Source organism: Kineococcus gynurae, assembly GCF_042433995.1.
Lineage (GTDB): Bacteria > Actinomycetota > Actinomycetes > Actinomycetales > Kineococcaceae > Kineococcus > Kineococcus gynurae.
Window position 1 is genome coordinate 124,317 of sequence record NZ_JBHLUI010000010.1, and the last position, 21,288, is coordinate 145,604.

Consider the following 21,288-nt stretch of genomic DNA (forward strand, 5'->3'; position numbering starts at 1 on the left):
CGGCGCCGCCCGGTCCCTCCACCCTGGGACCGGGCGGTTCCGCGTTCTCGGGCGATTGCTTGATCACCGTGCGGCGGAACGAGAACCGGGCGTGTGACCCCTGACCGCGAGGGGTGCGGGGTGGTAAGCCTTGTGCATCGGTGACCGGCTCGGACGACACCAGGTGTCGACGTCGAGGAGGACGGATGACCCAGCAGCTCGCACAGGTGGCAGCGGCGATCGACCAGGTCGAGGGCGGGGGGACCTCGATACCGGGGTCGGACCAGGTGCTCGTGGCCGCGGTCGGGGTGATCGCGGTGCTGGCCCTTCTGGCCGCGGTCGTCTTCCGCTCGCAGGTGCTCAAGGCGGGTGAGGGCACCGAGCGGATGCGGGAGATCGCCGGTGCCGTGCAGGAGGGGGCGAGCGCCTATCTACGGCGGCAGTTCCGCACCCTGGCCTGGTTCGCGGTGCTCGTGGTCCTGCTCCTGCTGGCGCTGCCGGCCGACGGCTGGGACCTGCGGGTGGGCCGCAGCGTGGCCTTCCTCGTCGGCGCGGTCTTCTCCGCGGCCATCGGCTACCTCGGCATGTCGCTGGCCGTGAAGGCGAACGTCCGGGTCGCGGCGGCGGCCCGGCAGCCGGGCGGGCGCGAGGAGGGGATGCGGCTGGCCTTCCGCACCGGCGGGGTCGTCGGGATGGCCACGGTCGGTCTCGGTCTGCTCGGCGCCTCGGTGGCGGTCCTGGTCTTCGGCACCGACGCCCCCACCGTGCTCGAGGGCTTCGGGTTCGGCGCGGCGCTGCTGGCCATGTTCATGCGCGTCGGCGGCGGCATCTTCACCAAGGCGGCCGACGTCGGCGCCGACCTGGTGGGCAAGATCGAGAAGGGCATCCCCGAGGACGACCCGCGCAACCCGGCGACCATCGCCGACAACGTGGGCGACAACGTGGGCGACTGCGCCGGCATGGCCGCCGACCTGTTCGAGAGCTACGCGGTGACCATCGTCGCCGCCGTGATCCTCGGGCAGTTCGCCTTCGGCGAGGCCGGTCTCGTCCTGCCGCTGCTCATCCCCGCCATCGGGGCGCTCACCGCGGCCCTCGGCGTCGTGCTGGTCCGGGCCAAGGTCGGCGTCAGCGGGCTCAGCTCCATCCAGACCGGCTTCTACATCTCCGCCGTGGTCGCCCTGGTCGGGACCGCGGCCGTCGCCTTCCTCTACCTGCCCTCCACCTTCGCCGAGCTGAGCGGGGTGTCGCAGGACATCGGCGTGCTCGACGGCGACCCGCGGCTCGTCGTGCTCTGCGCGGTGGGCCTCGGGATCCTGCTCGCCGTCGGCATCCTCTGGCTGACCGGTCACTACACCGGCACCGAGGGCAGCCCGACCCGCGGGGTCGCCGACACCGCCCTGACCGGGGCGGCCACCGTCGTCCTCAGCGGCATCGGGCTGGGGTTGTCCTCGGCCGTCTACACGACCCTGGTCATCGCCGCGGCCGTCTTCGGCGCCTTCCTGCTGGCCGGTGGCGTGCTGACGCTGGCCATGTTCCTCATCGCGCTGGCCGGCTGCGGGTTGCTCACCACGGTCGGGGTCATCGTCGCGATGGACACCTTCGGACCGGTCAGCGACAACGCCCAGGGCATCGCCGAGATGAGCGGCGACGTCGAGGGCGAGGGGGCCGCGATCCTGACCGAGCTCGACGCGGTCGGGAACACCACCAAGGCCGTGACCAAGGGCATCGCGATCGCGACGGCCGTGCTCGCCGCGACCGCGCTGTTCGGCTCCTACCGGGCCGCGGTCGAGGCCGCGATCCGCGACGTCAGCGCCACGCTCACCGAGACGCCCTCGGCCTACCTCTCGGTCACCCTGGCCGACACCCGGATCGACTCCCCGACCACCCTGGTCGGGGTGCTGCTGGGGGCGGCGGTCGTCTTCCTCTTCTCCGGTCTGGCCGTGGACGCGGTCGGTCGCTCGGCCGGGGCGGTCGTGCGCGAGGTGCGCCAGCAGTTCGCCGACAAGCCCGGGATCATGGACGGGACCGAGAAGCCCGACCACGGCCGGGTCGTCGACCTGTGCACCCGCGACGCCCTGCGCGAGCTTGCCACTCCCGGGCTGCTCGCGGCCTTCGCCCCCATCGCGGTCGGCTTCGGCCTGGGGGCCGCCCCCCTGGCCGGGTTCCTCGGCGGGGCCATCGGGGCCGGGGTGCTCATGGCGGTCTTCCTGGCCAACTCCGGTGGCGCCTGGGACAACGCCAAGAAGCTGGTCGAGGACGGGCTGCACGGCGGCAAGGGGTCCGAGGCGCACGCCGCGACGGTCATCGGCGACACGGTCGGCGACCCGTTCAAGGACACCGCGGGCCCGGCCATCAACCCGCTGATCAAGGTGATGAACCTGGTCGCGCTGCTGGTCGCCCCCGCGGTCATCACCCTCGGCATCGGGGCCGACGCCAACCCGCTCCTGCGCTACGGCATCGCGGTGGTGGCCACGCTGGTCGTGGTCGGGGCCATCCTCGCGGGCAAGCTGCGTCGCCCCGACGAGCTCGCCCCGTCGGGCGCCGGGAACGGCTCCGCCGCCGGGTCGCTGGACCTCACGAAGGAGGGCGGGGCCGACCCCGCCGCCACCGGGGCGGGTCCGACCGGTGATGATCGGCACCCGTGAGCCCTGACGCCCCGCAACCGCGTTCCTCCGAGCTGCCCGCCCTCATCGCCGACCTCAGGGCGGACCTGACGGCGGCGGACTACACGGTCGAGGGGGTCCACGCCGTGCTCGGCGTGGACCCCGGGGCCCGCGACATGGTGTGGCTGGCGCTGGAGCGCGACCAGCTCCTGCCGGCCCGGCGGGCCCTGCGCGGTCGCACCGAACCGGCCGCGGTGCTGGCCGGCGTCTTCATGCTCGGTCAGGGGGCGACCCGGGCGGCCCTCGACGCGGCCCTGCCCCGGGCGGGGGTGGCGGGGGCCCTGCGGCTGGGGCTGCTGGCCGCCGACGGTCCCGGCGCGCAGGACGAGGTCCGCGCGGCCGTCGACCTGCGCCCCTACTCCGCCACCGACGCCGCCGGGGACGCGGCCTGGTGGGTCGTGAGCGACCTCGGTGAGGTCGTCACCGGTCAGGAGCTCGGGGTCGACCACGTCCTCGGCATCGGGGGCGCCTCGACCACGCTGGCCCAGTCGACCGTCCGCACCCCGGTCGGCTCCGTCCTCGACGTCGGCACCGGGTGCGGGGTCCAGGCGTTGCACGCCTCCCGCCACGCGCGGCGCATCGTGGCCACCGACACCTCCGAGCGGGCGTTGGACCTGGCCGCGGTCAACGCGGCCCTCAACGGGCTCGAGCTCGACCTGCGGGCGGGGTCCCTGCTGGAACCGGTCCGTCCCGGCGAGCGGTTCGACCTCGTCGTCTCCAACCCGCCCTTCGTCATCACCCCGCGCACGGGCGCGGTCCCCACCTACGAGTACCGCGACGGCGGGATGGCCGGCGACTCCCTCGTCGCGACCCTGGTCGGCGGGCTCGAGGACGTCCTCGCCCCGGGCGGGGTGGCGCAGCTGCTGGCCAACTGGGAGCTGCGCGAGGGGGAGGACTGGCGCGAGCACGTCGAGGCCTGGATCCCCGCGGGGCTGGACGCCTGGGTCGTGCAGCGCGAGGTGGCCGACCCGGCGCTCTACGCCGAGACCTGGATCCGCGACGGCGGGACGCACCCCGGCCGGGCCCGGCCGGGTGGACCCGACTTCGAGGCGCTCTACGGGGCCTGGCTGGACGACTTCGCGGCCCGCGACATCACCCGGGTCGGTTTCGGCATCCTGACGCTGCGCCGCCCGCTCGACCCCGCCCGTCCGCGGTTGCGCCGCTTCGAGGAGGCCCTGCAGACCATCACGTCCCCCCTCGGGGAGGTGTTCGCGGCCGGGCTGGCCGCGCACGACGCGCTGGCCGGCCTCGACGACGCCGCCCTGCTCGACCGGGTCCTGACCGTCGCCCCCGACGTGACCGACGAGCGGTTCCACACCCCCGGGGAGCCCGACCCGCGGGTCATCCTGCTGCGGCAGGGCGGGGGCTGGCAGCGGGCCGTGCAGGCGGGTTCCGACCTGGCCGCGGTCGTCGGCGCCTGCGACGGGGAGCTGACCGTCGGGCAGATCGTCGCCGGCCTGGCGGTCCTCACCGACCGTGACCCGACGGAGGTCGCCGCGGGCCTGGTGGCATCGGTCCGCGACCTCGTCGGTGACGGTCTGCTGCTGCTGGACCGGGCCTGACCGCCCGACGATCTTCGCCGCGCCGGTTGCACACCCGGCCCGACGACGTGCGACAGTGCAGCGACGACGAGGACGTGCGGGGCCGACGGACCGGCCCCGAGCAGAAGGGCAGGTTGCCGAGTGGCCGGCAGGGGAGCGCGCACCGACGCGGGGACGAACGACGGCCTGCGCCGTCTCGTCATCGTGGAGTCCGCGAGCAAGATCGCCAAGATCGCGTCCTACCTCGGTGAGGGTTACCGGGTGGAGGCGAGCGCCGGGCACATCCGTGACCTCCCCCAGCCCTCGCAGCTGCCGGAGGACGTGAAGAAGGGGCCGTACGGCAAGTTCGCGGTCGACGTCGAGAACGGCTTCCAGCCCTACTACGTCGTCGACAACGACAAGAAGCGCACGGTCGCCGAGCTCAAGCGGGCCCTCACGGAGGTCGACGAGCTCATCCTCGCCACCGACCAGGACCGAGAGGGCGAGGCCATCGCGTGGCACCTGGTGCAGGCCCTGCAGCCGCGCATCCCCTACCGCCGCATGACCTTCGGGGAGATCACCCCCGAGGCCATCCGCCGCGCCGTGACCCAGATGCGCGACATCGACGACCGCCTGGTCGACGCGCAGGAGACCCGGCGCATCCTCGACCGGCTCTACGGCTACGAGCTGTCGCCGGTCCTGTGGCGCAAGGTCCGCGCCGGGCTGTCCGCCGGGCGCGTGCAGTCGGTCGCCACCCGGCTCTGCGTCGAGCGGGAACGAGAGCGCATCGCGTTCCGCTCGGCCACCTACGCCGACCTCACCGGCGACTTCGCCCCCGAGGGCGAGAGCGCGTTCGGGGCCCGGCTGGTCGCCCTCGACGGGCGCCGCGTCGCGACCGGTCGCGACTTCGACGACCTGGGTCGCCTGAAGAACGCCGACGTCGTGCACCTCGACGTGACCGCGGCGCAGGCCCTCGCCGGGGCGCTGGAGCAGGCCGAGTTCCAGGTCCGCTCGGTGGAGGAGAAGCCGTACACGCGCCGGCCGGCCGCGCCGTTCATCACCTCCTCGCTGCAGCAGGAGGCCTCGCGCAAGCTGCGGCTCAACGCCCGGGCCACGATGCGCACCGCGCAGCGGCTCTACGAGGGCGGCTACATCACCTACATGCGTACCGACTCCATCCAGCTGTCGGACCAGGCGCTGACCGCGGCGCGGGCCCAGGCCCGCGAGCTCTACGGGCCGGAGTACGTCCCGGAGTCCCCGCGCGTCTACAAGTCGAAGTCGAAGAACGCGCAGGAGGCCCACGAGGCGATCCGCCCCGCCGGGGAGAGCTTCCGGACGCCCGCGCAGCTGTCCGGTGAGCTGCGCGGCGACGAGTTCCGCCTCTACGACCTGATCTGGAAGCGGACCGTCGCCTCCCAGATGCACGACGCCCGCGGGACCACGGCCACCGTCCGGCTCGGTGCCCGCACGGCGGACGGGCGCGACGCCGAGTTCTCGGCCTCGGGCACGATCATCACGTTCCGCGGGTTCCTGGCCGCCTACGAGGAGGGCCGCGACGAGGCCCGCGAGGTCGAGGGCGACGACGCCGAACGACGGCTGCCGCCGTTGTCGCAGGGGCAGGCGCTGCGGGCCGAGAACCTGGCGACCGACTCCCACGAGACCTCCCCGCCGCCGCGCTACACCGAGGCGAGCCTGGTGAAGACGTTGGAGGAGAAGGGGATCGGGCGTCCCTCGACGTTCGCCTCGATCATCTCCACGATCGTCGACCGCGGCTACGTCCGGTACAAGGGCAACGCCCTCGTGCCCACCTGGCTCGCCTTCGCGGTGACCCGGCTGCTCGAGGAGCACTTCCCGCGGCTCGTCGACTACGACTTCACCGCCGAGATGGAGGACGACCTCGACGCCATCTCGCGCGGCGAGGCCGAGCGGGTCGACTGGTTGACCCGGTTCTACTTCGGGGCGGCCGGCCCGGGCGCGGCGTCCGCCGGCGGGCCCGAGGGCTCCGACGGTCCTGGCGCGGGCCCGGCGGGGGCGGACACCGCCGTCTCCGGCATCAAGGGTCTGGCCGACGACCTGGGTTCGATCGACGCCCGGGAGATCTCCACCATCGTCATCGGTGAGCCCGACGACGCCCTGGTGCTGCGGGTCGGCCGGTACGGCCCCTACCTGGAGGGTCCCGACCCGGAGACCGGTGAGCTGCTCAAGGCGTCGGTCCCCGACGACGTGGCGCCCGACGAGATGACCCCGGACAAGGCCCGGGAACTGCTGACCTCGCAGTCCGGCGGGGACAACGTCCTGGGCACCGACCCGGAGACCGGGCGCACGATCGTCGCGCGCGTCGGCCGCTACGGCCCCTACGTCACCGAGATCGTCGACGAGGACGCCCCGGCCACCGCGGTCGAGGAGCGGGCCCAGCAGGCCGAGGCGAAGAAGACCGCGAAGAAGGCCACCAAGAAGGCCGCGAAGGTCAAGCCGCGCACCGGCTCGCTGTTCAAGGACATGCAGGTCGAGACCGTCACGCTGGAGCAGGCGCTGCAGCTGCTGTCCCTGCCCCGCGTGGTGGGGGTGGACCCGGAGAGCGGCGACGAGATCACCGCGCAGAACGGTCGGTACGGCCCCTACCTGAAGAAGGGGACCGACTCCCGGTCGCTGGCCACCGAGGACCAGATCTTCGACATCACGCTCGCCGACGCGCTGGCGATCTACGCCCAGCCGAAGACCCGCCGCGGCCAGGTCGCCAAGCCGCCGTTGAAGGAGCTCGGCCCGGACCCGGAGTCGGGGGAGCCGATGGTGGTCAAGGACGGCCGCTTCGGCCCGTACGTGACCGACGGGACGACCAACGCGACCCTGCGCAAGGACGACGACCCCGAGACCATCACCCCCGAGCGGGGGGCGGAGCTGCTCTCGGAGAAGCGGGCCAAGGGGCCGGTCAAGAAGACGGCCCGCAAGGCGGCCACGAAGAAGGCGGCGGCGCCGGCGAAGAAGGCGACCGCCACCAAGAAGAGCGCCGCGAAGAAGACGGTCGCCAAGAAGACCGTGGCCGCCGACTCCTGACGCGTCGCACGAACCGGGCCCTCACCGTCGGTGAGGGCCCGGTCGCATTCCAGGGGTCGATCGGCCGGGGGAGGTCGGACCCTGCCCTTACCCTTGCGCGGGTGAGCAGCACCCCCCAGCCCGACCGATCCTCCGGACCCGACGTGCCGGCGGCCGACCCGGCTGGGGCGACCCCGGGGTTGCACTGGGCGGCCGGCCCGGACCTGCGGGGGCTGCTCCGCGACAACCGCGAGCTGCGACGCCTCGTGCCGGCCCTGCTGCTGTCGCGCAGCGCCGACCTGCTGGGGCTGCTCGCCGTGGTGACGCTCCTCGCCGCGACCGGCACCGGTCCCGGATCGTCGGGCCCGGTCGTCCTGGTCGCCCTGGTCCTCACCCTGCGGGTGCTGGCCGGACTCGCCCTCGGTGACGTCGTGGGCGGTCTCGCCGACCGGGTCGACCGTCGGCGCCTCCTCGTCGTCACCGACCTGCTGCGGGCGCTGCTCCTGCTCTCCGTGGCCCTGCTGGCCGTGGCGGGGTGGACCCTCGTGGCCGCGGCGCTCGTGGCGGTGGTCGGTCTCGCGGCGTCGCGCTCGGCGACGACGGCCGCCGCGGGTCTGCTGCCCACGGCCCGCCGGGCGGCCGCCGCCCCGCTGCTGCTCGGGACGACGGTGGTCGCGGCCTCGGTCGCGGCGCTCGCGCTGGTCCTGCTGAGCCTGCCCGCCGGGGACCAGACGCGGCTCGTGCTGGGGGTGGCCGTGGCCGCGCACCTGCTCGCCGTCCTGCTCAGCCGGCGGACCGACCTGCCGACCTCGCCGCCGCCCCCTGCCCCCGGGTCGCCGTGGGCGGCGCCGTGGCGCCGGGTGGGGGCCGGTGCCGCCACGGTGCTGGGGGTCGCGGTCCTGCGCCCGGTCGTCGGGCCCCTGCTCGTGCTGGTCGCCACGGTCGGTGTCGTGCTCGCGGTGGGTCCGTCCTGGGTCGCCGGGCTCGAGGCCGGGGTGGGCGCGTTCGGGCTGCTCGTCCTGGTGGTCGTGGTCGGGGGCCTGGCCGGAGCGACGCGGGGGGCGCGCTGGGCCGGTTCGCTGCCGCCGCGGCGGCGGTTCGCGCTGGCCGTCACCGGTGCCGGGCTGGCCGCGGTGCTGGCCGCGGTCGTCCCCCAGGTCAGCGTCGTGGTGCTGGCCGCCGCCCTCCTCGGGTTGCTGGCCGGCACCGCCCGGGCGGGAGCCTCGACCCTGCTGGACCTGGAGGTCGAGCCGGAGGCCCGCGCGGTCGTCCGCCGTTCCCTCGACGACACCGGGCGGGCCGTCCTGGTCGTCGTGCTGGTCCCCGCCGCGGCCCTCGCCGGGGCCGTCGGGCCCTTCGGTGCGGACCCGCTCTTCTGGCCGGGTGCCGTCGTGGCCGTCCTGCTGCTGGGGGTGCTGCTCACCGGCACCGGCGTCCTCGCCGTACGGGCGCTCGCCGAGGGCGGCACGAGCGTCCGCGACGACCTCCGCGAGGCCTGGCGTCGCCGCGGCCGGACCGCGCGGGCCAGCCACCGGCACGGACTGCCCGGGTACTTCGTCGCGTTCGAGGGCGGCGACGGGTCGGGCAAGTCGACCCAGGCCGCGATGCTCGCCGACTGGGTCGCGCGGCAGGGGTGGGAGGCCGTGCGCACGCGCGAGCCCGGGGGCACGGCCCTCGGCCGTCGGCTCCGTTCGGTGCTGCTCGACGGCGTCGGCGACGAGGGCGGGACGATCGAACCGCGGGCCGAGGCGCTGCTGTTCGCGGCCGACCGTGCCCAGCACGTCTCCGAGGTCATCCGGCCCGCCCTGCGCCGGGGCGCGGTCGTCATCACCGACCGCTACGTCGACTCCTCGCTGGCCTACCAGGGGGCCGGGCGCGCCGAGTCCGTGGACGAGGTCGAACAGCTCTCGGCGTGGGCCACCGGGGGACTGGTCCCGGACCTGACGGTCGTCCTCGACGTCGACCCGAGCACGGCCGCCGCCCGCCGCGGGGCCGACGAGCGACGCCGCGGCGAGGACCGCCTGGAGGCGGAGTCGACGGCGTTCCACACCGCGGTCCGCGAGCAGTTCCTGCTGCTGGCCGAGCGCGAACCGCGCCGCTACCTGGTGCTGGACGCCACCACCTCGGAACGGTCCGTGCAGCGTCGGGTCCGGGCCCACCTGGAGGCCCTCCTGGACGCGCCCGACGCCGAGGACGCCGCCGCCGAGGGGCCCGTGCCCGCGCGGCGCAGCCGGTTGGCCCGCCGCGCGCGGCCGGCGGGTTCGACCGGTCCCGTGCCGCTGGACCCGGTGCCGACGGACCCGGCGGCGGCCGTCTCGGACGAAGCGGCCGAGACGCCGGTGCGGGACCCCGAGGTGACCGGGGTGCTGGAGCGTCCCGGCTCCGACGACCCGCTGAGCGCCCGCCGATGACGTCCGCCCCGGCACCCGCGGGGGTCTTCGCCGACGTCGTCGGGCAGGAGCCGGCCGTCGCGACCCTGCTGCGGGCGGCCGAGGCGGCCCGGGCGGGCACCGCGGGCATGACCCACGCCTGGCTGCTCACCGGGCCGCCGGGCTCCGGACGGTCGACCGCGGCCCGCGCCTTCGCCGCGGCCCTGGAGTGCGAGGACGGCCGCCGCGTCGGCTGCGGCAGCTGCAGCGGGTGCAGGACGGCGCTGTCCGGGGCGCACGCCGACGTCACGCTGTTCACCACCGAGCACACCTGGATCCGCCGCGTCGACGTCGAACCGCTGATCGCGATCGCCCAGCGGCGGCCGTCGGTGGGGCGGTGGCGGGTCATCGTCGTCGAGGACGCCGACCGCCTGAACGACACCTCGGGCAACACCCTGCTCAAGACCATCGAGGAACCGCCCCCGCAGACGGTGTGGCTGCTCTGCGCCCCGGCCGTGGACGACGTGCTGCCGACCATCCGGTCGCGCGCCCGCCACGTCCCGCTGCGCATCCCGCCGGCCCCGGCCGTGGCCGAGCTGCTGGTCCGTCGGGACGGGATCGACCCGGTGATGGCGGCCTTCGCCGCCCGCGCGGCGCAGTCCCACGTCGGGCTCGCCCGCCGGCTGGCCCGCGACGAGGGGGCGCGGATCCGGCGTCGCGAGGTGCTGCGCCTGCCCGAGCGGTTGCGGTCGGTGGGCGAGGCCGTGGTCGCCGCGGGGGAGCTCGTCGAGATCGCCGGGGAGGAGGCGACCTCCTCCACCGCCGAGCGCGACGCCCGGGAGAAGGCCGAGCTGCTGCGGGCGCTGGGGGCCGAGGGCGGGGCCACCGTCCCCCCCGCCGTGCGGGCCCAGGTCCGCCAGCTGGAGGACGACCAGAAGCGCCGCGCCCGCCGGGCGCAGACCGACGTGCTCGACCGGGCCCTCGTCGACCTGCTGGCGTTCTACCGCGACGTGCTCGTCGTCCAGCTGGGGGCGCCGGTCGACCTGGTCAACGGCGACCTCGCCGCCCTGGTCCGGGCTGCGGCCGCCGCCGGGACCCCCGAGGACACCGTCCGGCGCACCGACGCCGTGCAGCTCGCCCGGGAGCGGCTCGGGCAGAACGTCGCCCCGCTGCTGGCCGTCGAGGCGATGGCCCTGGCCCTGCGCTGAGGACCCCCGCGGCGGATCAGCGGGCTGCCCACCGTCGCGCCGCGTAGCCTTTCGTGACCATGCCACCTCGGTCCCCCCGGTCCCGCGCCCTGCGCCCGCTCGCCCTGGGCGTCGGCGCCGCCCTGCTCCTGGGGTCCTGCTCCGCCGAGGAACCCGCGCCGCAGCCGACGCCGACCGCGCTGACCCCGGTGACCCCCGACGGGGGGGAGCAGGCCGGCAACCCTGACTTCGCCCGGTTCTACGACCAACGGCTGAGCTGGACCGGCTGCCAGGGCGACTTCGAGTGCGCCCGCCTGACCGTGCCCGTCGACTACGCCGACCCCGCCGGGGCGACGACCACCCTGGCCCTGGTCCGGTTGCCGACCACCGGCCGGGGTGCGGACCGGCTCGGCTCCCTCGTGGTCAACCCGGGCGGGCCGGGCGCCTCGGGGATCGAGTACGCCCGCACCGCCGAGGTCTCGCTCAGCGACGCCGTCCGCGCCCACTTCGACGTCGTCGGCTTCGACCCGCGCGGGGTCGGGTCCTCGGCCCCCCTGCAGTGCCTCGACGCGAGCGACACCGACGACTTCCTGGCCGAGGACCCGACCCCGGACACCCCGGCGGAGGTCCGCACCCGGCAGCGGCTGGCCCGGGAGCTGGGGGAGGGGTGCGCCGACGCCGGGGCGCTCGCCGCGCACGTCGACTCCGGCAGCGTGGCGCGCGACCTCGACGTGCTGCGCGCGGCGCTCGGCGACGACCGGCTCAGCTACCTCGGCAAGAGCTACGGCACGTTCCTCGGCGCCCTCTACGCACAGCGGTTCCCGGGACGGGTGGGGCGGGTCGTCCTCGACGGCGCGATCGACCCGGCCCTGACCGGCGCGGAGATCGACGAGGGTCAGGCGCAGGGGTTCGAGCAGGCGCTCGGGGCCTACGTCGAGAACTGCCAGGCGGGTGACGACTGCCCGTTGACCGGGACCGTCGAGCAGGGCCGGGAGCAGATCCGCGGGTTGCTGCGCTCGCTCGACGCCGACCCGCTGCCGACCGGGGACGGCGCCCGCGAACTGACCGAGGGGCTCGCCACCCTGGGCCTGGCCTACCCGCTCTACGCCGAGCAGCTGTGGCCGCAGCTGACCGAGGCCCTGACGGCCGCGTTCGGCGGCGACGGGACCCCGCTGCTCGCCTTCGCCGACGCCTACGCCCACCGCACGACGGGCGGGGAGTACAGCGACAACTCGGCCACGGTGATCTACGCGGTCAACTGCCTCGACCGTCCCTCCGACGGGTCGGTGGCCGAGGTCCAGGCCGAGGTCGAGCGGTTGACCGCGCTGGCGCCGACGTTCGGCCCGTTCCTCGGCTGGGGGTCGCTGCCCTGCGTCGACTGGCCGATCCCGTCCGTCGACGTCGCCGGCCCGGTGAGCGCGGCCGGCGCGGGCCCGATCCTCGTGGTCGGCACGACCCGCGACCCCGCCACGCCCTACGCCTGGGCGCAGTCGCTGGCCGCCGAGCTGGAGTCCGGACGCCTGTTGACCTACGACGGCGACGGCCACACCGCCTACCGTCGGGGCAGCGCCTGCATCGACGCCGACGTCGACGACTACCTGCTCACCGGCGTCCTGCCCGCGGAGGGCACGACCTGCTGACCCTCCGCCCGCGGCGGTCGCGGTGCGTGCGGGGCACGGTGTCCGGTCCTGTAGGCTCGGATCTGCTCAGCGCCACCCCGTCAGGGGCCGCGCAGCAGGCCGCCTTAGCTCAGTTGGTAGAGCGACGCACTCGTAATGCGTAGGTCCGGGGTTCGATTCCCCGAGGCGGCCCCACAGAGAACCGCAGGTCAGCGGCCCGGTACCGGGTCGAGGGCCTGCGGTTTCGTCGTTCCCGCCCGGTCGCCGTCCCCGACCGGGCGTCGCGGTGCTCGTGCTGCGGGCGGGAAAGTGGTGCGGACATGTCCTCGATCGCGGACGTGGGGCGTCATGGACCAGAGGCGGCCGCCCGGCCGCCGCACGAGGAGGCAGATCATGCAGTACGTGTTGTTCGTCTGCACCGACCCGACCGGTGAGCCGTACGACCCGGCGGGCGATGACATCGAGGCGTGGTTCTCGGCGCTCGACTCCCAGGGCAAGCACCTGTTCGGCGACCGGCTGCGACCGGTCGAGGATGCGACGACGGTGCGCGTGCGGGCCGGTGAGCGACTGGTGACCGACGGCCCGTTCGCCGAGACGCGGGAATGGATCGCCGGGTTCGACGTCGTCGAGGCCGCCGACCTCGACGAGGCGATCGGGATCGCCGCCGCCCATCCCATGGCCCGCTTCGGTCGCATCGAGATCCGCCCGACCTGGCCCCTGTGAGCTCGTCGCCGGTCGGGCCGGGGGGTGACGATCGCGGCGCGGCGGCCGCCCTGGCCGACGTCGCCGCGACCTCGCACGGCCGCATCATGGGGGCGGTCATCGCCCTCGTGCAGGACTGGCAGGTCGCCGAGGACAGCGTCCAGGACGCCTACGAACGGGCCCTGAGCGTGTGGTCCCGGGACGGCGTCCCGGACAACCCGGCCGGATGGATCGTCACGGTGGCCCGCCGGCGCAGCATCGACCGGTTCCGCCGCGAGAGCCGGCACCAGGCGGCCGTCCGGCGCTACGTCGCCGAGGTGGGGCGGGGGGTGCTCGCCGAGGCGGCGGGCGGTCCCGGGCCCGGTCCCGACGCGCAACCCGGCCCGGACGCGGACGACGAGAGCCCGATCGGCGACGACCGGTTGCGGTTGATCTTCACGTGCACCCATCCGGCCCTCCCGCTGGCGAGCCGGGTGGCGCTCACCCTGCGCACGGTGCTGGGGCTCGACGTCGCGCGGATCGCCTCGCTGCTCGTCCAGACCGAGGCGGCGACGCAGAAGCGTCTGGTCCGGGCCCGCGCCAAGATCGGGCACGCCGCCATCCCCTACCGGGTCCCGGCGAGGGAGGAGCTGCCGGAACGCCTGCACGGAGTCCTCGCCGTGGTCTACCTCCTGTTCGCCACGGGCTACAACTCCCCCGACGACCCGGGGTCGACGCAGCTTCGAGGGGAGGCGATCCGGCTCGCCCGCCTCCTCGTCGACCTGCTCGGCGCGGCGGAGGTCGACCCGTCCGAGGCGGAGGGGTTGCTCGGCCTGCTGCTGGCCCAGGAGTCCCGTCACCGGGCCCGCACCGACGCCGCCGGAGCACGGATCCTGCTGGCCGACCAGGACCGTCGGTCGTGGGACCGCCGACAGATCCTGGAGGCCTCCCGCCTCGTCGAGGGAGTGCTGCGGCGGGCCGCCCATCGCCGGCAGCCCGTCGGTACCTACACGCTCCAGGCCGCCATCGCCCTCGAGCATTCACGGCCCGAGGATCCCCGGGACACCGACTGGGGCCGGATCAGCCGATGGCACCGCGTGCTCAGCCGCATCGACCCCAGCCCGAACCAGCAGATGGCCGCCGCGGTCGCGCTCGGCCACGCCGAGCGCCCGGAGGCCGGCCTGCAGGCACTGCAGGACCTGGCCGACCAGAAAGGGGTCACCTCGACGGGGAGCTGGCACGCCTGCCGCGGACACCTGCTCGAGTGCGACGGTCGCCCGGCCGAGGCGGCCGCCGCCTACCGCCGGGCCGGGGAACTGACGGACAGCCCGCCCGACCGCGAGCAGCTGCTGCGACGAGCCGCGTCCTGCGCGCCCGAAGGGTGATGCCCAGGTGGGTGTGGTTCCGTCAGGCTGACGGCGTGCCCTACCGGGAAGACCTCACCGTGCCGTCGGACGTGAAGGGCTGGGGTGATCCCCGACCCTGGTCCGACGTGGAGCAGGCCGTCGTGGCGGCGTTGGCCTCGATGATCACCCGGACCCCCGGAACCTGCGGCTTCACGCTCGCCTACGTACCGCGCAGTGGGCTGGGCGAGGCGGACGGGGTGGACCTGTCCTGGGAGGTCGACACCGGCCTGCCCCACACGGGTGTCGAGCGTTACGAGCTGGCCGGCCATCCCGCGGTGGTGGTCGAGGAACTCGCTCTGGCCTTGGCCACCGACGGCCCCATCACGGTCCCGGCCGAGGTGGCGGAACGCCTCGACCGGGCCGGGGACCTGTGGCGAGGCTGGTCGCCCCTGCTGGTCGACCTGGCCCGGTTGAGCTGCCACCTGCCCGACGACGCCGAGGGCTTCGACCTCAGCGTGGGCTTCGACCCGGGGCACGGTGCGCGGGAGTGGAGCTGGACGGTCGCGATCCCGGTGCCGGGGACGGAGTGGCCGGCCAGCGAGTGGGAGGCGGACGACCCCGGCCAGGCGCTGCGAGCAGCCTTGGCGGAGGCCGACATCTGGTTGTCGGGCCGACCGGCCGGGCACCTGCGGCAGTGACGTCGCGGAGCCGAACCGGAACCTCGCGGCCCTTGGCCCACGCGTGCGCCTGCGGGACGCTGGACGGGTTCCGCGCCACCGCCGTCGCCCGAGGGGACCCCGAGAGATGACCGACCTGCCGACGACCGACCTGGCCGGCTCGCTGATCGACCACGTCAACCTGCCGGTCCCCGACCTCGCGGCCGGGGTGGCGTTCTACCGGGCCGCCCTGGCCCCGTTGGGCGTCGTCAGCCTGATCGAGGTTCCCGCCGCACCCGGGCAGAAGGCGATGCACGCGTTCGGGGCCGGACGGAAACCGTTCTTCTGGTTGGTCGAGAGCGGGGCCGACGGGCCGCGGTACGACGCCGACACCCACGTGGCGTTCACCTGCGGGGACCGTGCGACCGTCCGGGAGTTCTACGCCGCGGCCCTGGCCGCAGGCGGGACGACCTTGCGGGAGCCGGGGGTGTGGACCGAGTACCACGCCGACTACTACGGCGCGTTCGTCGCGGATCCGTCCGGGGTCAACGTCGAGGCGGTCTGCCACGCGGCGGAGTAGGTCCCGGTTCAGCGCGGGTGCAGGGTCCGCCCCTCGGCGAGCATCGTGGTGAACTCCGCGATCCGTCTCGCCCGCGTCTCCGCCCGCTTCGCCTGGGAGACCCGGAACAGGATCGCGAACCGGTTCTGGGAGTTCAGTCCGGCGAAGGCGGCCGCGGCGGCGGGGTTCGCGTCGAGTGCGGCCTGCAGGTCGTCGGGGACGGGCGCGTCCTTCTGCCGGTAGGCCGCGTCCCACCGTCCGTCCGCCTGGGCGCGGGCCACCTCGGCGAGGCCACCGGGGCGCATCCGGCCTGTCTCGGTGAGCCGGGCGACGTTGCCCACGTTGATCTGCGACCAGGGGGAGTTGCGGCGGCGCGGGGTGAACGCCTGCAGCGTGAAGTTCTTCGGGTCCTCGGGGTGGCGACCGGCCTGGCCGTCGATCCAGCCGAAGCACAGGGCGACGTCGACGGCCTCGGCCCAGGTCATCCCCGGTTGCGTGGAGCCCTTCTTGCGCAGGCGGACCCGGATCCCGCCGTCGGGCGGGTCGGCCTCCAGGAACCGTTCGAACTCCTCGATGGTGTCGAACGTGTGCACGGGCTTGTCCGCGAACGCGACCATCGGCTCAGTCTGCCCCGAGGGGTACGGCCGTGAACGGGCCCACGGTCAACCGCGAGCCGTACCCGCCCTCGGTCGGCACCGCTGCGGCCCAGGCCTCCTTCTCGGTGGGGGTGATCTTGAGCGAGTTCCGGGACAGGTCGAGCACGACGACCTGCACCCCGAGGTCGCGGTACTCCTCCGGGGTCCGGCCGGGGGAGAACCCGAACACCTGATGATCGGCGACGAGGTAGGCGGCGGTGCTGTTGTCGGCGGCGACCGCCGCCCCGGCGGGCAGGGTGGCGGCGAGCGCCCGGAGTTCCTCGACCCGCGTCGAGGGGGTCCACGTCGAGGCCGCGAACGGGGACGGGAGGCTGCGGACGTCGAGCACCACCAGGGTCGTCACCGCGGTGAGCGCCGCGGCGCCGAGGGCCAGTGGGGTCCGGGCGCGCTCGGAGCGGGCCCGGCCGAGCACGTCCACCAGGGCGATCGCGGCGACGGGGACGAGCACCGCGCCGTAGTGGAACCCGGTCGACCAGTAGCTCGGCTGCGAGCCGACGAGGCGCCAGGCGAGCGTCGGCACGGCGAGCACCGCGATCGGCGAGGCGATCCAGAGCAGCCCCCCGCCGCAGACCGTCGCCACCAGCAACCCGAGCCGCGGACCGACGGCGGCCCACCCGCTGACCGGGTCGGCGGTGGCCGAACCCGTCCCGCCGAAGTAGGCGAGCCGGGACAGGTCGTGGTCGGGGTCGACCGCCCACATGATGGCCAACGCCACGAGCACCCCCGCGACGGCGGTCACCGCGAGCACGACGGCCCGGCGTCGTTCCCGTTGCGCCCACAGGACCAGCGCGACGGCGGCGACGGTGGCCCCCAGGTCCTCCTTGACGGTCAGCAGCGGGATCGACCACCAGAACGCCGCCGCCGGTCGCCGTTCCAGCAGGGCGGCCGCGACCAGGGCCAGCAGGGGGACGGCGATCGCGATCTCGTGGACGTCGAAGCGGGCCGCGGCCAGCGCTCCGTGCGCGACGACGGCGCCGAGGGTGACGGCCGCGGCCGGGACGACCGGGAGGTGCCGGGCCGCGGTCCGGCCGACGACCGCGGTACCCAGGGCCAGCAGCAGGGCTTGCAGCACGACGAGGGAGACGGGGGTGGGGTGGACCCACCAGGCCAGCGCGAAGACCGCGACGGCGGGGGAGAAGTGGTCGCCCAGCAGCGGACGGCCCGGTTCCAGGACGTCGGCGACCGGCAGTCGGAACCCGGCCCAGGACTGGGCCGACTGGCTGAAGATCGCGAGGTCGTAGGCGCTGGCCGCGCCCCGGTTCCACTGCCCCACCCCGATGGCCAGCAGGACCACGAACGCGACGACGCCCCCCACGACCGCGAGGACGACGGTCCGGCGCGCGCGGGTGGGGGGTTGCGGGGGCCCCGACGGCGTCGGCCCCGGCGGCGGGGAGGAGGTGGAGCGGGCGGTCACGGTCGCCCATGCTCCCTCACCCCGGCGTTCACCCCGCCCGAGCCGTGACCCGAGGGCAGGATTCCTTGATCACGGGGGGAGGGGGTGGAGGGTCAGGGGCGCTGGTCGGTGGCCTCGGCGCGCTCGATGACCTCGGTGAGGGCGGCGACGAGGCGGCGGGCCTCGGTCACGGACAGCTGCGCGGTCTCGCCGATGAAGACGCGCGGGCCGAAACGACGGAGGATCGTGGCGCCGTCCTCGGTGTAGGTGAGGTCGGTGCTCTCGAGGCGCACCGGGCACGGTCGTTCGACGCCCTCGTCGCCCTCGAGGGGGACGACGCGCGCCTCGAAGGTGTGCAGCCACCCGCCCTCGACCTCCAGGCCGCGGGAGGCCCAGGCCGGGGCGTCGATCCGGATGACCTGGATGCCGTCGACGCGAGGCCGGTCGTCGATCGTCTGCTGCGGGCGCTGCTCGTCCATCGAGACTCCGTGTTCAGCCAGCGGTGCGACGCGCGCGTGTCCCACCGTAATCAACCGGTTGCGATGTGTGCGGGGACCACTGTGCCACGAGGGGCTCGATATCACTATGTGATCGGGGGGACACGTTGTGTGTCCACATGATCCGACGGGGCCGCGGAGTTGCCGCGGGCCCCCGTGCGCGGGCACCATCCCTTCATGTCCGCCCCGGTCGCCGCCGCCCCGCGCCTGCGCGCGCCGGGCGACCGGATGCCGCGGCTCGTGGTCCTGGACCCGTTCTGGCCCGGACGTCGGCCCTACCTCTTCGACGGGTTCTGTCGGAGCCTCCTGCTTCGCTGACCCGGCCGCCCCGGCGGCCAGCGCCCCCTCCGCACCGGCGGGGCGGGCGTCCCCACCCGTCCGAGGAGAGCACCCGTGAGCACCGACAGCACCAACAGTGCCGCCAGCACCGACAACGCCCAGACCCCCGAGAACCTTGTCGCCGACCCGGCCGCCTGGAGCTTCGAGACCCGGCAGGTCCACGCCGGTCAGGCCCCCGACCCGGCGACCAACGCCCGGGCGCTGCCGATCTACCAGACGACCAGCTACACCTTCCGCGACTCCGACCACGCGGCCGCGCTGTTCGGGTTGGCCGAGTTCGGCAACATCTACACGCGGATCATGAACCCGACCCAGAACACGGTCGAGGAGCGGATCGCCTCCCTCGAGGGCGGGGCGGCGGCGCTGCTGCTGGCCAGCGGGCAGTCGGCGGAGACGCTGGCCATCCTCAACATCGCCGAGGCGGGTGACCACGTCGTCAGCACCCCGCGGCTCTACGGCGGCACCTACAACCTGTTCCGGCACACCCTGCCCAAGTTCGGCATCTCGGTGACCTTCGTCGAGGACCCGGACGACCCGGCGAGCTGGCAGGCCGCCGTGCAGCCGCGCACCAAGCTGTTCTACGGCGAGACCATCGCCAACCCGCAGGGCGGCATCTTCGACATCGCCGCCGTCGCCGAGGTCGCGCACGCCGCCGGGGTCCCGCTGATCGTGGACAACACCATCGCGACGCCCTACCTCATCCGGCCTTTCGAGCACGGCGCCGACATCGTCGTGCACTCGGCCACGAAGTACCTCGGCGGGCACGGCACCGCGATCGGGGGGGCCATCGTCGACTCGGGCCGCTTCGACTGGGCCGCGCACGCCGAGCGCTTCCCCGGCCTGACCACGCCGGACGCGAGCTACCACGACGTCGTCTACACCGACGCGGTCGGCCCGGTCGCCTACGTCATCAAGGCGCGCGTGCAGCTGCTGCGCGACCTGGGCCCGGCGATCAGCCCGTTCAACGCCTTCCTCATCGCCCAGGGCATCGAGACCCTGTCGCTGCGCATGGAGCGCCACGTCGCCAACGCCCAGGCCGTCGCGGAGTGGCTCGCCACCCGGGAGGACGTGCTGGGCGTCAACTACGCGGGCCTGCCCGACTCGCCGTCGCACGCCCTCGCCCGGCGCTACGCGCCGCGCGGGGCCGGTGCCGTGCTCTCCTTCGAGATCGCCGGCGGCCTGGAGGCGGGCAAGCGCTTCGTCGACGCGCTGACCCTGCACAGCCACGTCGCCAACATCGGTGACGTCCGCTCCCTGGTCATCCACCCGGCCTCGACGACCCACAGCCAGCTGAACCCCGAGGAGCAGCTCACCTCGGGCGTGACCCCGGGTCTCGTCCGGCTCGCCGTCGGCATCGAGCACCTCGACGACATCCTGGCCGACCTCGCCCACGGGTTCGCCGCCGCGGCCGGCTGAGCCCGGTGGTGCGGCGGGGGACAATCGGGACGAGGGGACGGCGAGCGGAGTGGTGATCCTGAACGTGGTGGAGACGGACGCGTGGGCGGGCGAGGCCACCGGTCCGGTGCAGGGGGCGGAGACCTCCGCCCGGGTCTGGCCCGACGTGCGGACCCGCACGCTCCCCCCGGCCACGGGCGCCTGGCGGGAGGGTGACCCGGTGGCCCAGCGGCGCTTCGCCGACGTCGGCGACCTGCCCCTGCAGCTCGGCGGGGCCCTGCCCGGGGTCCGGCTGGCCTACGAGACGTGGGGGACCCTGGCCGCCGACGGGGCCAACGCGGTGCTCGTCGAGCACGCGCTCACCGGCGACGCCCACCTGCAGGGGGCGGCCGGGCCCGGGCAGCCGACCGCCGGGTGGTGGGAGGGCCTGATCGGTCCGGGTCGACCGCTGGACACCGACCGCTACTTCGTCGTCGCCGCCAACGTCCTCGGCGGGTGCCAGGGCAGCACCGGTCCGGCGAGCCGTCGCCCCGGGACCACCCGGCCCTGGGGATCGGCGTTCCCGCGGATCACCGTGGCCGACCAGGTCGCCGCCGAGACGCGGCTGCTCGACCAGCTCGGCATCACCCGGCTCGTCGCGGTGCTGGGCGGCTCGATGGGCGGCATGCGGTCCCTGGAATGGGCCGTCGCCCAGCCGGACCGGGTCGGCGCCGCCCTGGTGCTGGCCACCTGCGCGGCGGCGACCGCCGACCAGATCGGCACCCAGACCGCGCAGATGACGGCGATCCTGGCCGACCCCGGGTTCGCCGGCGGTGACTACCACGACCGTCCGGACGGCGAGGGGCCGCACACCGGGCTGGGCCTGGCCCGGCGGCTGGCCCACCTCACCTACCGGACCGCCGCCGAGCTCGACGAACGGTTCGGCCGCCTGCCGCAACCCGGGGAGAGCTCCCCGCAGGACGGTCGGCAGCCGGGCCGCTTCGCCGTGCAGAGCTACCTCGACCACCACGCCGACAAGCTGGTCCGGCGCTTCGACGCGGGCAGCTACCTCGTGCTGACCGACGCCATGAACCTCTGGGACGTGGGCGCCGGGCGCGGGGGGACCGACGTGGCCCTCGAGGGGGTGACCGTGCCCCTGGTGGTGGCCGGCGTCGACAGCGACCGCCTCTACCCCCTGCCCGACTCCACCCGGATCGCCGACCGGGCCCCGAGCACCGTCGGAGGGCTGCGGGTCATCCGCTCCGTCTACGGTCACGACGGGTTCCTGCTGGAGTTCGACCAGATCGCCCCGCTGGTCGAGGAGACCCTGCGGATCGGCGACCCCCGCGTCCCGGACGGCCCCGCGACCGCCTGAGGCCCGGGGAAGATCCCCGCTCACCTCCCCGGCCCCGTGGCC

16 protein-coding genes and 1 tRNA gene are annotated in these 21,288 nt (G+C 74.8%); 14 read left to right on the forward strand and 3 right to left on the reverse strand.

Annotation, left to right across the window (positions count from 1 at the left end; genetic code table 11):
• The first annotated feature begins 185 nt into the window (after positions 1–185).
• From ACFFKU_RS14285 to ACFFKU_RS14335, 11 genes are all read left to right on the forward strand, one after another.
• Positions 186–2,624 (forward strand): sodium-translocating pyrophosphatase, encoded by a 2,439-nt coding sequence (locus ACFFKU_RS14285; RefSeq protein ID WP_380138939.1) that lies wholly within the window; start codon positions 186–188, stop codon positions 2,622–2,624.
• Positions 2,621–4,204: a DUF7059 domain-containing protein gene (locus ACFFKU_RS14290; RefSeq protein ID WP_380138940.1), complete on the forward strand. Its 1,584-nt coding sequence runs from the start codon at positions 2,621–2,623 to the stop codon at positions 4,202–4,204. Before ACFFKU_RS14285 ends, ACFFKU_RS14290 begins: the two co-directional genes overlap by 4 nt.
• A gap of 120 nt (positions 4,205–4,324) precedes the next feature.
• Positions 4,325–7,216: a type I DNA topoisomerase gene (gene topA / locus ACFFKU_RS14295; RefSeq protein WP_380138942.1), complete on the forward strand. Its 2,892-nt coding sequence runs from the start codon at positions 4,325–4,327 to the stop codon at positions 7,214–7,216.
• A 101-nt stretch (positions 7,217–7,317) separates the two neighbouring features.
• A complete protein-coding gene (gene tmk / locus ACFFKU_RS14300; protein ID WP_380138944.1) occupies positions 7,318–9,606 on the forward strand; it encodes a dTMP kinase in 2,289 nt (762 codons plus the stop codon).
• Positions 9,603–10,772 carry a DNA polymerase III subunit delta' gene (locus ACFFKU_RS14305; protein WP_380138945.1) on the forward strand — a complete coding sequence of 390 codons (1,170 nt, stop codon included), beginning with the start codon at positions 9,603–9,605 and terminating at the stop codon, positions 10,770–10,772. Before tmk ends, ACFFKU_RS14305 begins: the two co-directional genes overlap by 4 nt.
• Before the next feature lie 59 nt (positions 10,773–10,831).
• The gene (locus tag ACFFKU_RS14310) at positions 10,832–12,391 is read left to right on the forward strand and encodes an alpha/beta hydrolase (RefSeq protein ID WP_380138946.1); all 1,560 of its coding nucleotides are present in this window, start codon (positions 10,832–10,834) and stop codon (positions 12,389–12,391) included.
• 98 nt (positions 12,392–12,489) lie between these two features.
• Positions 12,490–12,565, forward strand: a tRNA-Thr gene (locus ACFFKU_RS14315).
• A gap of 198 nt (positions 12,566–12,763) precedes the next feature.
• Positions 12,764–13,093, forward strand: a complete 330-nt coding sequence (locus tag ACFFKU_RS14320; RefSeq protein ID WP_380138947.1) for a YciI family protein — start codon at positions 12,764–12,766, stop codon at positions 13,091–13,093.
• A complete protein-coding gene (locus ACFFKU_RS14325; RefSeq protein WP_380138948.1) occupies positions 13,090–14,436 on the forward strand; it encodes an RNA polymerase sigma factor in 1,347 nt (448 codons plus the stop codon). The genes ACFFKU_RS14320 and ACFFKU_RS14325 overlap by 4 nt, the downstream gene beginning before the upstream one ends.
• Positions 14,437–14,471: 35 nt before the next feature.
• A complete protein-coding gene (locus tag ACFFKU_RS14330) occupies positions 14,472–15,095 on the forward strand; it encodes a hypothetical protein (protein WP_380138950.1) in 624 nt (207 codons plus the stop codon).
• A gap of 106 nt (positions 15,096–15,201) precedes the next feature.
• Entirely contained in the window at positions 15,202–15,633 is a 432-nt protein-coding gene (locus ACFFKU_RS14335) for a VOC family protein (protein ID WP_380138952.1), read from the forward strand.
• Between the two features lie 8 nt (positions 15,634–15,641).
• Here the strand turns inward: ACFFKU_RS14335 and ACFFKU_RS14340 are convergent, their stop codons facing one another.
• The 3 genes from ACFFKU_RS14340 to ACFFKU_RS14350 all read right to left on the reverse strand — a co-directional run bounded on the left by ACFFKU_RS14340 (position 15,642) and on the right by ACFFKU_RS14350 (position 18,140).
• Positions 15,642–16,229 carry a YdeI/OmpD-associated family protein gene (locus ACFFKU_RS14340; protein ID WP_380138954.1) on the reverse strand — a complete coding sequence of 196 codons (588 nt, stop codon included), beginning with the start codon at positions 16,227–16,229 and terminating at the stop codon, positions 15,642–15,644.
• A gap of 4 nt (positions 16,230–16,233) precedes the next feature.
• Positions 16,234–17,682: a DUF2079 domain-containing protein gene (locus ACFFKU_RS14345; RefSeq protein WP_380138956.1), complete on the reverse strand. Its 1,449-nt coding sequence runs from the start codon at positions 17,680–17,682 to the stop codon at positions 16,234–16,236.
• Positions 17,683–17,774: 92 nt separating this feature from the next.
• Entirely contained in the window at positions 17,775–18,140 is a 366-nt protein-coding gene (locus ACFFKU_RS14350; RefSeq protein WP_380138957.1) for a hypothetical protein, read from the reverse strand.
• 195 nt (positions 18,141–18,335) lie between these two features.
• On the opposite strand from ACFFKU_RS14350, the gene ACFFKU_RS14355 reads away from it, so the two are divergent.
• From ACFFKU_RS14355 to metX, 3 genes are all read left to right on the forward strand, one after another.
• A complete protein-coding gene (locus tag ACFFKU_RS14355) occupies positions 18,336–18,476 on the forward strand; it encodes a hypothetical protein (protein ID WP_380138959.1) in 141 nt (46 codons plus the stop codon).
• A gap of 75 nt (positions 18,477–18,551) precedes the next feature.
• A complete protein-coding gene (locus ACFFKU_RS14360; RefSeq protein WP_380138961.1) occupies positions 18,552–19,913 on the forward strand; it encodes a bifunctional o-acetylhomoserine/o-acetylserine sulfhydrylase in 1,362 nt (453 codons plus the stop codon).
• 145 nt (positions 19,914–20,058) lie between these two features.
• Positions 20,059–21,246 carry a homoserine O-acetyltransferase MetX gene (gene metX / locus ACFFKU_RS14365; RefSeq protein WP_380139348.1) on the forward strand — a complete coding sequence of 396 codons (1,188 nt, stop codon included), beginning with the start codon at positions 20,059–20,061 and terminating at the stop codon, positions 21,244–21,246.
• Positions 21,247–21,288 lie beyond the last annotated feature (42 nt).